The organism is Pseudomonas atagonensis (assembly GCF_011369485.1).
In the GTDB taxonomy this organism is placed as follows: Bacteria; Pseudomonadota; Gammaproteobacteria; order Pseudomonadales; family Pseudomonadaceae; genus Aquipseudomonas; species Aquipseudomonas atagonensis.
This window is the reverse complement of record NZ_VXCA01000016.1, coordinates 85,969-99,219: the sequence shown is the minus strand read 5'-3', so window position 1 is coordinate 99,219 and position 13,251 is coordinate 85,969. Positions and strand designations below refer to the sequence as shown.

Sequence of the window (13,251 nt, the reverse complement as noted above, 5' to 3'; positions counted from 1 at the left end):
TCTCCTCAGGCCGCGCCTAATTACTCGAACCAGTGGGCTCGGGCGGCCATGATCAACTTGCCGGCACGATCATCGTCAATGCCGTCGATGTCGAGCAGGTCGTCAATAGACTGCTCGGCCAGGTCTTCGCGGGTAATTACGCCGCGCACCGCCAGTTCCATCGCCAAATCCTTGTCCATACCCTCAAGCGAGAGCAGGTCTTCGGCCGGATGGGCGTCTGCCAGCTTTTCCTCAGTAGCGATGGCTTTGGTCAACAAGCGATCCTTGGCACGAGCGCGAAGCTCGTTGACGATGTCTTCGTCAAAGCCGTCGATGTTGAGCATTTCTTCCAACGGTACGTAGGCAATCTCTTCCAGGCTGGTGAAGCCTTCATCAACCAGCACCTGAGCCAGTTCTTCGTCGACTTCCAGCTCGTCGATGAAGTTGCGCAGGATGTCGCCGGTTTCTGCTTGCTGCTTAGCCTGGATGTCCGATTCGGTCATCACGTTCAGGGTCCAGCCAGTCAATTGGCTGGCCAGACGCACGTTCTGACCACCGCGACCGATGGCCTGAGCCAGATTGTCTGCGCCAACGGCGATGTCCATTGCGTGGGCATCTTCGTCAACGATAATTGCCGCAACCTCTGCCGGGGACATGGCGTTGATCACGAACTGAGCCGGGTTGTCGTCCCACAGAACGATATCAACACGCTCGCCACCCAACTCGCCCGACACGGCTTGGACGCGCGAACCGCGCATACCGATGCACGCGCCTTGCGGGTCGATGCGTTTGTCCTTGGAGCGAACGGCGATCTTGGCACGCGAACCCGGATCACGGGACGCTGCCATTACTTCGATCAGGCCTTCAGCAATTTCCGGCACTTCGATACGGAACAGCTCGATCAGCATTTCCGGCGCGGTACGCGACAGGATCAGCTGCGGGCCGCGGTTCTCGGTGCGGATTTCCTTGAGCAGTGCACGCAGACGCACACCGACACGGAAGGTTTCGCGAGAAATGATGTCTTCACGGGCCAGCAGCGCCTCGGCGTTGTTACCCAGATCGACGATCACGTTGTCGCGGGTCACTTTCTTCACGGTGCCGGAGATGATTTCTCCCAGGCGCTCGCGATAGGCGTCAACCACTTGAGCGCGCTCGGCTTCACGCACTTTCTGCACAATGACTTGCTTGGCAGTCTGTGCAGCGATGCGGCCGAACTCGATGGATTCGATCTTTTCTTCAACGACGTCGCCAACCTTGGCGCCAGGATGCGTTTCGGCAACCTTGCTCGGCCAGGTTTCGATAGCCGGATCGTCGAGATCGTTCTCTTCGACGACCGTCCAGCGACGGAAGGTTTCGTAAGAACCGGTGTGGCGGTTAATTTCCACACGCAGGTCAACTTCGTCTTCAAAACGCTTTTTGGTAGCAGTGGCCAGAGCCAGCTCCAGCGCTTCAAAAATTACGCTTGCCGGTACGCCCTTTTCATTGGATACCGACTCAACAACCAGCAGTACTTCTTTGCTCATCGTACGCCTCGCCTTTCGCAAGCCATTGGATCCGCGGGATCCGCGTCTCAGTCAAAACTGGGAATAATGTTGGCCTTGTCGATCATATCGATCGGCAACAGGAACTCATGGTCTTCTACCTGCACCACGACATCCTGTTCTTCTACACCGCGCAGAAGGCCCTGAAAGTTGCGTCGACCTTCAAAAGGCGAGCGCAGCTTGATCTTCACTTGTTCACCGGCAAATTTTGCAAACTGCTCAAGAGTGAACAGTGGGCGCTCCATGCCAGGCGAGGAAACTTCGAGGGTGTATTCAACGGAGATCGGATCTTCAACATCCAGTACACCGCTGATCTGACGGCTGACAATGGCGCAGTCGTCCACCAGCACACCGCCCTCTTTATCGATATAAACGCGCAACATCGAGTGACGACCTTGAGCCGAAAACTCAATACCCCAGCATTCATAGCCTAGGGCCACGACCACCGGGGCCAGCAAGGCCTGCAACTCTTCTAGCTTGCTCGACACCTGAACCCCCTCGTGCATGTATGTGCATGCTATGCAGAATAAAAAAATGGGCGAAACGCCCATCCTTGAAACGCCGTCAAACAGCGGCGTTGAAAGTGTCCAGCTAACAAAAAGCCCCTTAAAAGGGGCTCCTTAAACTGGTTGCGGGGGCCGGATTTGAACCGACGACCTTCGGGTTATGAGCCCGACGAGCTACCAGACTGCTCCACCCCGCGACAAAGCTGGGGCGGAAGTATACGACCGATCCCTTATAGGGTCAATGTAACCTTCCACCTGCAAGAAAGCCCGCAACAGCGGGCTCTCCTGACTAATTGGTACCGAGAAGGGGACTCGAACCCCTACACCCTATGGGCACAACCACCTCAAGGTTGCGTGTCTACCAATTCCACCACCTCGGCAAAACTACGTTTGAAACCCTTCTTACTTCTGCTCTTGAGCTGGAGGTACGTCAGTCGCTGGAGTAGCCGACTTTTGCTCTTGAAGCACCGGGACATCATCAGAAGCCGGTTGTTGTTGCTTAGGTACTTCCAACACTGCTGGATTTGGGAGACCTGCCTGAGTCAGCTGATGAGCCTTCTCTTTAGCAAAGTAACCTAACCCCAAGCTGGTTATGAAGAAACCGGCGGCAAGTATAGCAGTAAACTTACTAAGAAAGGTAGAGGAACCTTGGCTTCCGAACACAGTATTTGAAGCACCTGCTCCGAAAGACGCGCCAGCATCCGCACCTTTACCCTGCTGCAGCAAAACCAGAGCAACTACGCCCAATGCACCCAGCAGATGAAAAACGACTACGACTGTTTCCAGCATTTTTTCAGTTTCCCGCGGCGCGACAAATCGCACCGAACTCATCTGCATTCAGGGAAGCTCCACCAATGAGCCCCCCATCGATATCCGGCATGCCGAACAGTTCGACCGCATTGGCCGCCTTCACGCTGCCGCCGTATAGAAGCCGCACACCTCGTGCCACTTCAGAATTCTCTGCCGCCAACTGCTCGCGGATGGCTTTATGCACATCCTGCGCCTGTTGCGGCGTTGCAGTCAGTCCGGTACCAATAGCCCAGACCGGCTCGTAAGCGATGACTGCCTTGGCAAAGGCACCTACACCCAGCTCCTCGATGATGCTGCCCAGCTGACGCCCGACAACTTCAAGAGTTTTTCCGGCTTCGCGCTGCTCGAGGGTCTCCCCTACACACAACACCGGAATTAAGCCGCATGCTTGCGCCGCTGCAAACTTGCGATTCAGCATTCCGTCTCGCTCGCCCATTATCTGACGGCGTTCGGAGTGCCCGACAAGCACAAGGGAACAACCTGCATCCACCAACTGACTCGGCGCGATCTCACCGGTCAATGCACCCTGCATGGATTCCACCGCAGAGTTCTGCGCGCCGACCGAAATCGACTTGCCTTTCAAGCCATCAATCACTTGATTGATATACAAGCAAGGCGGGAATACCGCTACATCGACACTGCTCGGCAAGGCCAGATGACGAAGGCCGTTGATCAGCTCAGCGACGCTGGCGCGGGTACCGTGCATCTTCCAGTTACCAGCTACCATAGGGCGACGCATGCTGTACCTCGTCGGTCAAAGTGGGCGCAGATGTTACCCAACACAATCATGGCTTGCAAGCCGTATCAGGCAGAAACTTCAGTTACCAGTTTTGCCAGTTCTTCCGCGTAGTTACGAACCTGGGTTTCGTCTTCGCCTTCGACCATCACGCGCACCAGAGGCTCTGTACCGGACTTGCGCAAAAGAACACGCCCACGCCCCGCCATTGCCTGGGTGACACGCGCACTGGCTTCCTTGACAGCCGGATGCTCCAGCGGGCTTTCGCCGCCGCCGAAACGCACGTTGATCAGGACCTGAGGACACTTACGCAACGCTTGCCGGGTTTGCGCCAGACCTTCATTACGCGTCTTCAGCGCCATCAACACCTGCAGCGCGGCAATGATCGCATCGCCCGTCGTGGTGTGATTGAAGCAAACGACATGCCCCGAGTTCTCACCACCGACCAGCCAGTTGCGCTCCAGCAACTCAGCGATCACATACCGGTCGCCAACGTTGGCACGGATAAACGGGATCGAAAGATCCGCCAGCGCCAGTTCCAGACCGAGGTTGCTCATCAGGGTACCCACTACGCCGCCCTGCAGCTTGCCGCGCTCATGCAGATCCCGGGCGATGATGAACAACAACTCGTCGCCATCAACAATAGCGCCAGTATGATCAACCATCAGCACCCGATCACCATCACCATCGAACGCGATGCCCAGATCGGCGTGCTCGGCCAGCACCGCGGCCTGCAACGGCCCCATATGGGTCGAACCGCAATTATCATTGATGTTCAGGCCATTGGGCTGCGCCGACAACACCACAACTTCCGCACCCAACTCGCGAAACACGCTTGGAGCGACTTTATAGGTCGCACCATGAGCACAATCGATGACGATCTTGAGTCCGGAAAAACTGGTGCCGGTCGGAACGCTGCTCTTGCAGAATTCGATGTAGCGACCGGAGGCATCGTTGATTCGCGATACCTTGCCAATCTTGCTCGATTCGACCACGGTCATCGGGGTATCGAGCAACTCTTCGATCATAAGCTCCAGCTCATCCGGCAACTTGGTGCCTTTGCCAGAGAAGAACTTGATGCCGTTATCGTCATGCGGATTGTGCGATGCACTGATCACGATACCGGCCTCAGCCTGGAACGTACGAGACAGATAGGCGATGGCCGGCGTCGGCATAGGGCCGAGCAGCATCACATCGGCACCAGCAGAAGTCAGACCCGCCTCCAGCGCCGACTCGAACATATATCCGGAAATTCTTGTGTCTTTGCCGACGAGCACTTTGCAGGCACCCATCTTACGGAACGCCATACCGGCGGCCCAGCCGAGCTTGAGCATGAAGTCAGGAGTAATCGGATATTCCCCGACTCGACCACGAATGCCGTCAGTACCAAAGTATTTCTTGCTCATAAGTGCTCCCTCATTCTTATTCGGCTGATTCCACGGCCGCGATCATACGCACCACATCTACCGTTTCCGCCACATCATGGACACGCAATATACGCGCACCTTTGACCGACGCCAGTGCAGCAAGTGCCAGACCGCCGTGCAGACGCTCACCCACCGGGCGATTGAGCGCATGCCCGATCATGCTCTTGCGTGAAACGCCGACCAGCAGTGGCCGCCCCAATGCATGCAAGGCTTCCATATGCTTGAACAAGCTTAGATTGTGCTGCAGGGTTTTGGCGAAGCCGAAACCGGGATCGAGAATGATGCGCTCGGCCGGGATGCCTGCCGAATCGCAAACCGACATCCGCTCAGCAAGAAACTCACCCACTTCCCGGGTGACATCCTGATACTGCGGATTGTCCTGCATGTCACCAGGCTCACCCAGCATGTGCATCAGACAGACAGGAAGACCTGTCGCCGCCGCTGCATCCAGAGCACCGTCGCGTTGCAGTGATCGCACATCATTGATCAACCCCGCGCCAAGACGTGCCGTTTCGCGCATCACGGCCGGCGTCGAGGTGTCGACCGAGATGATCACATCAAGCTCGCGATTGATCAGCTCGACGATCGGCGCGACGCGCTCAAGCTCTTCAAGCGGAGAGACTGCTCGCGCGCCAGGACGCGTGGACTCGCCACCGACATCAATCAGCGTCGCACCGGCTGCAACCATGGCTTCCGCGTGACGCAAGGCCGCGTCCAGCTGGCTGTATTGGCCGCCATCAGAGAAGGAATCGGGAGTGACATTGAGAATGCCCATGACATGCGTATGGGCCAAATCAAGAACCCGGTTGCCGCAAGGCAACCGGGTCAGGGACTGTACAGAAGTCATTTCAAACCTTAAACGTCAGCAGCCGGACCACCAATCGGTGTTTGCGGACGCTCATCCTGAACGACTGGTGGTGGCGGAGTACCCGTACCACCCGACCAATCACGCGGTTCGCGAGGCGTGCGACCCGCCATGATGTCGTCGATCTGCTCTGCATCGATTGTCTCGTACTTCATCAGAGCGTCAGCCATGGCATCAAGCTTGTCACGGTTGTCCGTGAGGATCTGCTTGGCGGTGCCGTAGCACTGATCAATGATGCTGCGCACTTCGGAGTCGATCAGCTTGGCTGTTTCACCAGAGAAACTTGCATTTTGACCGCCACCGCCGCGACCGAGGAATACTTCACCCTCTTCTTCGGCGTACATCAATGGACCGAGTTTTTCCGACAAGCCCCATTTGGTCACCATGTTTCGCGCAATCTGACTGGCACGCATGATGTCGTTGGAAGCACCGGTGGTAACACCATCGAAGCCAAGGGTCATTTCTTCAGCAATACGGCCACCGTACAGCGAGCAGATCTGGCTGATCAGTGCGCGCTTGGACAGGCTGTAGCGATCCTCTTCCGGCAGGAACATAGTCACACCCAGCGCACGACCGCGCGGGATGATCGATACTTTGTACACCGGATCATGCTCAGGCACGACGCGACCAACAATAGCGTGGCCTGCTTCGTGATAGGCAGTGTTCTGCTTTTCTTTCTCGGACATGACCATCGATTTGCGCTCGGCGCCCATCATGATCTTGTCTTTCGCCAGTTCGAATTCTTTCATTTCAACGATGCGCTTGCCGCTGCGTGCAGCAAACAGCGAGGCTTCGTTGACCAGGTTGGCCAGGTCAGCACCCGAGAAACCAGGAGTACCACGTGCGATCACGGCCGGAGCGACGTCGTCACCCATCGGCACTTTGCGCATGTGAACTTTGAGAATCTGCTCGCGACCACGGATATCCGGCAGACCCACGACAACTTGACGGTCGAAACGGCCCGGACGCAGCAGCGCAGGGTCGAGTACGTCAGGACGGTTGGTTGCAGCAATCACGATGATGCCATCGTTCATTTCGAAGCCGTCCATCTCAACCAGCAACTGGTTGAGCGTCTGCTCGCGCTCGTCGTGACCGCCCCCCATGCCGGCGCCACGATGGCGACCGACAGCGTCGATTTCGTCGATGAAGATGATGCAAGGCGCGTGCTTCTTGGCCTGTTCAAACATGTCACGCACACGGCTGGCGCCGACCCCGACAAACATTTCGACAAAGTCGGAACCGGAGATGGTGAAGAACGGAACCTTGGCTTCGCCGGCAATCGCCTTGGCCAGCAACGTTTTACCGGTACCCGGAGGACCCACCATCAGCACACCGCGAGGAATACGGCCGCCCAGACGCTGGAACTTGCCCGGATCACGCAGGAACTCAACGAGCTCGCCCACTTCTTCCTTGGCTTCGTCGCAACCGGCAACGTCAGCCAATGTGGTTTTCACCTGATCTTCAGAGAGCAGGCGCGCCTTGCTCTTGCCGAAGCTCATCGGTCCGCCCTTGCCGCCGGCACCGCCCTGCATCTGGCGCATGAAGAACATGAACACCGCGATGATCACCAGGATCGGGAAACTGGCCACCAGAAGCTGGGTCCAGATGCTTTGCTGCTCAGGCTGCTTGCCTTCAACCACAACGTGGTTGTCAACCAGATCGCCGATCAGGCCATTGTCCTGAATTGCCGGACGAATGGTCTTGAAGCTGTCGCCGTCGTTTCGCTTACCGGTAATCACATAGCCATCAACGGCTACGCGCTCGACCTTGCCATCCTTGACCTGCTGGATGAAGTCGGAATAGTTGAGGGTCTGCGGCTCGTTAGGGCTGGAGAAGTTGTTCATCACCGTCACCAGGACAGCCGCGATGATCAACCACAGGATCAGATTCTTTGCCATATCGTTCAATTAACTACCCTCTGAAGCAAGCTCCGCTACTGGCGCGCGCTTCGCATGATATTCACCGGCCTAACTTACTACATTACCTACAGCTCTGGCAGGCGCCGTCTGTAACCCTTTGTGAAACACTTTCTACACAATATGCGCTTATGCACGCAGGGCGAAATACGAAAAACCTATCACCCCGCACAAAAAACCTCGTTTTACTCACTACAGCCGCGGTAGCCCCAAGCCAGCATGTACTGCTCACGGGAACTGCCACGGGAAGAGTCCGGCTTGATCATCTGGATCTTGTCGAACTTCTTGCGAGCATCCTTCAGGTAAACATCGAAGCCTTCACCCTGAAAAATCTTGATCACGAAATTGCCACCCGGCTTGAGTATCCGCTCCGCCAGATCAAGCGCAAGCTCGCAAAGGAACATGGCTTTGGGCATGTCCACTTCAGGCGTACCACTCATATTGGGGGCCATATCGGAAATCACAAGGTCTACCTGCGAATTACCGACGGCGTCCAGAATTTGCGCGAGCACCGCGTCCTCGGTGAAGTCACCCTGAATGAATGTCACGTCAGGAATGCTGTCCATCTCAAGGATGTCCGAAGCGATCAGACGCCCCTGACCACCGATCAGCCGGCTAGTCACCTGCGACCAGCCACCGGGCGCTGCGCCCAGATCCACTACGTTCATGCCAGGACGGATAAGCTTGTATTTTTCCTGGATCTCCAGAAGTTTGTAACTCGCACGCGAGCGGTAGCCATCCTTCTGAGCCTGCTTCACATAGGGATCGTTGACATGTCTTTTCAGCCAACCAAGGCTTGTCTTGGAACGCGCCATTGGGCACCTCGTTGATTAGGGTCGTGATTAATTGGGCGGATCCACGAGCCCTCGGGTAAAATGGCCGCCATTTTACAGAATCCAGACGAAAGGGTCAGATTATGCCGCTCACTCCAGAGCAGAAGAAACAGTACAAATCCATTGGCCACCACCTGAAACCGGTTCTGACGGTGGCTGACAACGGTTTGACTGAAGGTGTTTTAGCCGAACTTGAACGTGCCTTGGCGGATCACGAGCTGATCAAGATCAAGCTCAATATCCTTGATCGCGAGTCGCGCCTGGCGCACATCGCAGAACTGTGCAAAGTCGGCAAAGCGGACCTGGTACAGGTCATCGGCAAAATGGCACTGGTTTACCGCAAGAACTTCAGCGTCAACAAGCAGCTGTCGAACGTTCATCGCTTCAAGTGATGACAAGGGTCAAGGGTGTGCTTCGCGCACCCTGCCACTCCATCCCGGCACTGGCAGCAATACCAGCACCAGCCCGGAAAACCCCAGAACCATATAGCTGAACACCTGCCAGCGCTGCGCATCCGGCCAGCCGACACGCACTGCGAAAAACATCGCACACGCGTACAACGCCATCAACAGCACCTGCCCGCGAAAATCCCGCCATAGACTGACAAGGCCCTCGGCCTGAATCAGCACCAAAGCCTGGAAAATCAAGCACGCGGCGGAAAATCCCACCACCAGCACTTCAAACACGCTGGAAATCTCATCGATCAACAGGGGTGCCAGTTCAATTTGAACCAGCACCGGCTGCAGACCGAGATGAATCAGCCATAGGCCGCCGACCCACAGCATCTGGGTCAACTGCCAAAGCATGGCGCCCGCATGCAGCGGGCGCCTTCTTTCAGATGTGACGGACTTCGACAATCTCGTACTCGATTACGCCACTTGGCGTTTTCACGGCGACCACGTCGCCCTCTTCCTTGCCGATCAAGGCACGGGCCAGGGGCGAGCCCACCGAAATCTTGCCGAGTTTGAAGTCGGCCTCATCCTCACCCACGATGTGGTAAGTGACGCTTTCATCGGTTTCGACGTTGGCGATTTCGACGGTAGTACCGAAAATCACTTTGCCGGTATGAGGAATGGTCGTGACATCAATGATCACCTGATTCTGAATCCGGCCCTCGATGTCACGAATCCGCGCCTCGACCATGCCTTGCTGCTCGCGAGCGGCATGGTATTCCGCGTTTTCCTTCAAGTCACCCAACTCGCGGGCCGTACCGATGTCCTGGCTGAGCTTCGGACGAACGACCTTGGTCAGGTGAGCGTGTTCTTCTTCCAGGGCGCGAGCGCCCTGAACGGTCATTGGGTACTTAACTAAGCTCATGCCTTCAATCCTGCGTGTAGATCCTGCAAGCGGCGCACGGTTTTTTCAGGACCGAACTTCAGTGCTTCACAGATAGCTTCGCCAGCAGCAATGGTGGTGGTGCAGTAAATCTTGTGCTGCAGGGCATTACGACGAATGGAGTAGGAATCAGCGATCGACTGACGACCTTCGGTGGTGTTGATGATCAAAGTGACTTCGTCATTCTTGATCATGTCGACCACGTGCGGACGACCTTCGGTCACCTTGTTCACGCGACGCACTTTCAGGCCTGCGGCTTCGATCAGCTTGGCAGTGCCGGCAGTGGCAACCACTTCGAAGCCCAAGTTGATCAGATCGCGGGCCACGCCTGCAACCAGCGGCTTGTCATCGTCACGCACGCTGATGAAGGCGGTACCGCCGGTCGGCAGCACTTCGCTCGCACCCATCTGGGCCTTGGCAAAGGCTTCGCCGAAAGTGTCGCCGACACCCATCACTTCACCAGTCGACTTCATCTCTGGGCCGAGGATCGGGTCAACGCCAGGAAATTTGGCGAACGGGAATACCGCCTCTTTCACACTGTAGAAGTTCGGGATGATTTCTTTGGTGAAGCCGATTTCTTTCAGGGTTTTACCAGCCATCACGCGGGCAGCGATCATGGCCAGGGAAACACCGATGCACTTGGACACAAACGGTACGGTACGGGAAGCACGCGGGTTGACTTCGATGACGTAGATGTCTTCGCCTTGCAGCGCCAACTGCACGTTCATCAGGCCGACCACGCCCAGTTCCAGGGCCATTTTCTTGACCTGTTCGCGCATCTCGTCTTGGATGTGCGCCGGCAGCGAGTACGGCGGCAGCGAGCACGCGGAGTCACCGGAGTGAACGCCCGCCTGTTCGATGTGCTGCATGATCGCGCCGATCACCACGTCTTTACCGTCGCAGACCGCATCCACGTCCATTTCGATGGCGCAGTTGAGGAAGTGGTCGAGCAACACCGGGCTGTCGTTGGACACTTGCACCGCGTCACGCAAGTAGCGCTTGAGCTCGTCTTCCTTGTAAACGATTTCCATCGCACGACCGCCCAGAACGTAGGACGGGCGCACTACCAGCGGATAACCGATTTTGGCGGCAGCGCGAACAGCTTCGTCTTCGCTGCGCACGGTAGCGTTTGGCGGCTGACGCAGGTTCAGGCGCTCAACCATTTGCTGGAAGCGCTCACGGTCTTCGGCGCGGTCGATGGCGTCAGGGCTGGTGCCGATGATTGGCACGCCGGCAGCTTCCAGAGCACGAGCCAGCTTCAGCGGAGTCTGGCCACCGTACTGGACGATCACGCCTTTCGGCTTCTCGACGCGGCAGATTTCCAGCACGTCTTCCAGGGTTACCGGCTCAAAGTACAGACGGTCGGAAGTGTCGTAGTCGGTGGAAACGGTTTCCGGGTTGCAGTTGACCATGATGGTTTCGTAACCGTCTTCGCGCAGAGCGAGGGCGGCGTGAACGCAGCAGTAGTCGAACTCGATGCCCTGGCCGATACGGTTTGGACCGCCACCCAGAATCATGATTTTGTCGCGGCCCGACGGCGCGGCTTCGCACTCTTCCTCGTACGTCGAGTAGAGGTAGGCGGTGTCGGTGGCGAACTCAGCGGCGCAGGTGTCAACGCGCTTGTAGACCGGGAACACTTCCAGCTTTTGGCGGTGCGTACGCAGGTTCTTCTCGGTGACGCCCAGCAGCTTGGCCAGACGCTGATCGGAGAAGCCTTTGCGCTTGAGCTTGAACATCAGGTCGCGGTCGATTGCCGACAGGCCGAGGGTCTTAACCCGCTCTTCGTCCTTGATCAGATCTTCGATCTGCACCAGGAACCACGGGTCGATCATGTTCATGCCGAAGATGTCTTCGACGGTCATGCCGGCGCGGAAAGCGTCCGCCACGTACCAGATACGCTCAGCGCCCGGCACGGTCAGTTCGCGCTTGAGCACGCTCATGCTTTCCGGGTTGCTCAGGTCAAGTTTCTCGTCGAGACCGCAAACGCCCACTTCCAGACCGCGCAGAGCTTTCTGCAGGGACTCCTGGAAGGTACGGCCGATGGCCATGACTTCACCCACCGACTTCATCTGAGTAGTCAGACGCGCGTCAGCGTTGGCGAATTTTTCGAAGGCGAAACGTGGCAGCTTGGTCACGACGTAGTCGATGGACGGCTCGAAGGACGCCGGGGTCTTGCCGCCGGTGATGTCGTTCGACAGTTCGTCGAGGGTATAACCCACAGCCAGTTTGGCAGCGACTTTGGCAATCGGGAAACCGGTGGCTTTCGAAGCCAGTGCCGAGGAACGCGACACGCGCGGGTTCATCTCGATCACGACCATGCGGCCGGTGTCCGGGCAAATACCGAACTGTACGTTGGAACCGCCGGTCTCGACGCCGATCTCGCGCAGTACCGCCAGGGAGGCGTTACGCAGGATCTGGTATTCCTTGTCGGTCAGGGTCTGAGCTGGCGCAACAGTGATCGAGTCACCGGTGTGCACGCCCATCGGGTCAAAGTTTTCGATGGAGCAGACGATGATGCAGTTGTCCTTTTTGTCGCGGACAACTTCCATCTCATATTCTTTCCAGCCGATCAGCGATTCGTCGATCAGCAGCTCTTTGGTCGGCGATAGGTCGAGACCACGGGCGCAGATTTCTTCGAACTCTTCACGGTTGTACGCGATACCGCCACCGGTGCCGCCCATGGTGAAGGACGGACGGATGATGCAGGGGAAGCCCAGGCGTTCGAGAACGGCGTTGGCTTCTTCCATGCTGTGGGCGATGCCGGAACGCGGGCATTCCAGACCGATCGACTTCATGGCTTTGTCGAAACGCGAACGGTCTTCAGCCTTGTCGATGGTGTCGGCGTTGGCGCCGATCATTTCTACGCCGAACTTTTCCAGAACGCCTTCACGCTCCAGGTCCAGGGCGCAGTTCAGAGCAGTCTGGCCGCCCATGGTTGGCAGCACCGCATCCGGACGCTCTTTTTCGATGATCTTGGCAACGGTCTGCCACTTGATCGGCTCGATGTAGGTGGCGTCGGCCATGTCCGGGTCGGTCATGATGGTGGCCGGGTTGGAGTTCACCAGGATGACGCGGTAACCCTCTTCGCGCAGGGCTTTACAGGCCTGGGCGCCGGAGTAGTCGAATTCGCAGGCCTGGCCGATAACGATCGGGCCAGCGCCGAGAATCAGGATGCTTTTAATGTCTGTACGTTTTGGCATGGGTTTGTCACTCAAATCCGCAGGTCAGTCGGCAAGCCGTCTTGATCGATTTCTGAAGTCCCGAGGGGGCCGCCGGATTCGGGGCCACCCTCAAGGGCTTCTC

General features: G+C 57.2%; 12 protein-coding genes and 2 tRNA genes. 1 reads left to right on the top strand and 13 read right to left on the bottom strand.

Annotated features, from left to right (window positions below):
• Window positions 1–20 precede the first annotated feature (20 nt).
• The 10 genes from nusA to rlmE all read right to left on the bottom strand — a co-directional run bounded on the left by nusA (window position 21) and on the right by rlmE (window position 8,595).
• The gene (gene nusA / locus F2P67_RS11655) at window positions 21–1,502 is read right to left on the bottom strand and encodes a transcription termination factor NusA (RefSeq protein WP_003221546.1); all 1,482 of its coding nucleotides are present in this window, start codon (window positions 1,500–1,502) and stop codon (window positions 21–23) included.
• Between the two features lie 47 nt (window positions 1,503–1,549).
• Window positions 1,550–2,008, bottom strand: a complete 459-nt coding sequence (rimP, locus tag F2P67_RS11650) for a ribosome maturation factor RimP (RefSeq protein ID WP_007973115.1) — start codon at window positions 2,006–2,008, stop codon at window positions 1,550–1,552.
• Window positions 2,009–2,146: 138 nt separating this feature from the next.
• A tRNA-Met gene (locus F2P67_RS11645) sits at window positions 2,147–2,223 on the bottom strand.
• Between the two features lie 97 nt (window positions 2,224–2,320).
• A tRNA-Leu gene (locus F2P67_RS11640) sits at window positions 2,321–2,406 on the bottom strand.
• A gap of 22 nt (window positions 2,407–2,428) precedes the next feature.
• Complete coding sequence (gene secG / locus F2P67_RS11635) at window positions 2,429–2,815, bottom strand: preprotein translocase subunit SecG (RefSeq protein WP_016986497.1); 387 nt, start codon at window positions 2,813–2,815, stop codon at window positions 2,429–2,431.
• A 4-nt stretch (window positions 2,816–2,819) separates the two neighbouring features.
• Window positions 2,820–3,575 (bottom strand): triose-phosphate isomerase, encoded by a 756-nt coding sequence (gene tpiA / locus F2P67_RS11630; protein ID WP_166220450.1) that lies wholly within the window; start codon window positions 3,573–3,575, stop codon window positions 2,820–2,822.
• Window positions 3,576–3,640: 65 nt separating this feature from the next.
• On the bottom strand, window positions 3,641–4,978 hold the full coding sequence (glmM, locus tag F2P67_RS11625; protein ID WP_166220448.1) for a phosphoglucosamine mutase: 1,338 nt from the start codon (window positions 4,976–4,978) through the stop codon (window positions 3,641–3,643).
• A gap of 16 nt (window positions 4,979–4,994) precedes the next feature.
• Window positions 4,995–5,846: a dihydropteroate synthase gene (gene folP / locus F2P67_RS11620; RefSeq protein ID WP_166220446.1), complete on the bottom strand. Its 852-nt coding sequence runs from the start codon at window positions 5,844–5,846 to the stop codon at window positions 4,995–4,997.
• An 8-nt stretch (window positions 5,847–5,854) separates the two neighbouring features.
• Window positions 5,855–7,762 (bottom strand): ATP-dependent zinc metalloprotease FtsH, encoded by a 1,908-nt coding sequence (ftsH, locus tag F2P67_RS11615; protein ID WP_166220443.1) that lies wholly within the window; start codon window positions 7,760–7,762, stop codon window positions 5,855–5,857.
• A gap of 203 nt (window positions 7,763–7,965) precedes the next feature.
• Window positions 7,966–8,595, bottom strand: a complete 630-nt coding sequence (gene rlmE, locus F2P67_RS11610) for a 23S rRNA (uridine(2552)-2'-O)-methyltransferase RlmE (RefSeq protein ID WP_166220441.1) — start codon at window positions 8,593–8,595, stop codon at window positions 7,966–7,968.
• A gap of 101 nt (window positions 8,596–8,696) precedes the next feature.
• Between rlmE and F2P67_RS11605 the strand changes: the two genes are divergently transcribed.
• The gene (locus F2P67_RS11605; RefSeq protein ID WP_003221534.1) at window positions 8,697–9,005 is read left to right on the top strand and encodes a YhbY family RNA-binding protein; all 309 of its coding nucleotides are present in this window, start codon (window positions 8,697–8,699) and stop codon (window positions 9,003–9,005) included.
• A 9-nt stretch (window positions 9,006–9,014) separates the two neighbouring features.
• On the opposite strand, the gene F2P67_RS11600 is transcribed toward F2P67_RS11605, so the two are convergent.
• The 3 genes from F2P67_RS11600 to carB are packed head-to-tail and all read right to left on the bottom strand — an operon-like array spanning window position 9,015 to window position 13,148.
• Entirely contained in the window at window positions 9,015–9,419 is a 405-nt protein-coding gene (locus F2P67_RS11600) for an MFS transporter (protein WP_166220538.1), read from the bottom strand.
• A 28-nt stretch (window positions 9,420–9,447) separates the two neighbouring features.
• Window positions 9,448–9,930, bottom strand: a complete 483-nt coding sequence (gene greA, locus F2P67_RS11595; RefSeq protein ID WP_166220439.1) for a transcription elongation factor GreA — start codon at window positions 9,928–9,930, stop codon at window positions 9,448–9,450.
• Window positions 9,927–13,148, bottom strand: a complete 3,222-nt coding sequence (gene carB / locus F2P67_RS11590) for a carbamoyl-phosphate synthase large subunit (protein WP_166220436.1) — start codon at window positions 13,146–13,148, stop codon at window positions 9,927–9,929. The genes greA and carB overlap by 4 nt, the downstream gene beginning before the upstream one ends.
• Window positions 13,149–13,251: the final 103 nt, after the last annotated feature.

What these genes read in the sequence shown, in the direction of transcription:
- greA (WP_166220439.1), bottom strand. Translation starts at nt 9,930, where the DNA reads ATGAGCTTAGTTAAGTACCCAATGACCGTTCAGGGCGCTCGCGCCCTG.
- glmM (WP_166220448.1), bottom strand. Translation starts at nt 4,978, where the DNA reads ATGAGCAAGAAATACTTTGGTACTGACGGCATTCGTGGTCGAGTCGGG.
- F2P67_RS11600 (WP_166220538.1), bottom strand. Translation starts at nt 9,419, where the DNA reads ATGCTTTGGCAGTTGACCCAGATGCTGTGGGTCGGCGGCCTATGGCTG.
- nusA (WP_003221546.1), bottom strand. Translation starts at nt 1,502, where the DNA reads ATGAGCAAAGAAGTACTGCTGGTTGTTGAGTCGGTATCCAATGAAAAG.
- tpiA (WP_166220450.1), bottom strand. Translation starts at nt 3,575, where the DNA reads ATGCGTCGCCCTATGGTAGCTGGTAACTGGAAGATGCACGGTACCCGC.
- rlmE (WP_166220441.1), bottom strand. Translation starts at nt 8,595, where the DNA reads ATGGCGCGTTCCAAGACAAGCCTTGGTTGGCTGAAAAGACATGTCAAC.
- secG (WP_016986497.1), bottom strand. Translation starts at nt 2,815, where the DNA reads ATGCTGGAAACAGTCGTAGTCGTTTTTCATCTGCTGGGTGCATTGGGC.
- F2P67_RS11605 (WP_003221534.1), top strand. Translation starts at nt 8,697, where the DNA reads ATGCCGCTCACTCCAGAGCAGAAGAAACAGTACAAATCCATTGGCCAC.
- carB (WP_166220436.1), bottom strand. Translation starts at nt 13,148, where the DNA reads ATGCCAAAACGTACAGACATTAAAAGCATCCTGATTCTCGGCGCTGGC.
- folP (WP_166220446.1), bottom strand. Translation starts at nt 5,846, where the DNA reads ATGACTTCTGTACAGTCCCTGACCCGGTTGCCTTGCGGCAACCGGGTT.
- ftsH (WP_166220443.1), bottom strand. Translation starts at nt 7,762, where the DNA reads ATGGCAAAGAATCTGATCCTGTGGTTGATCATCGCGGCTGTCCTGGTG.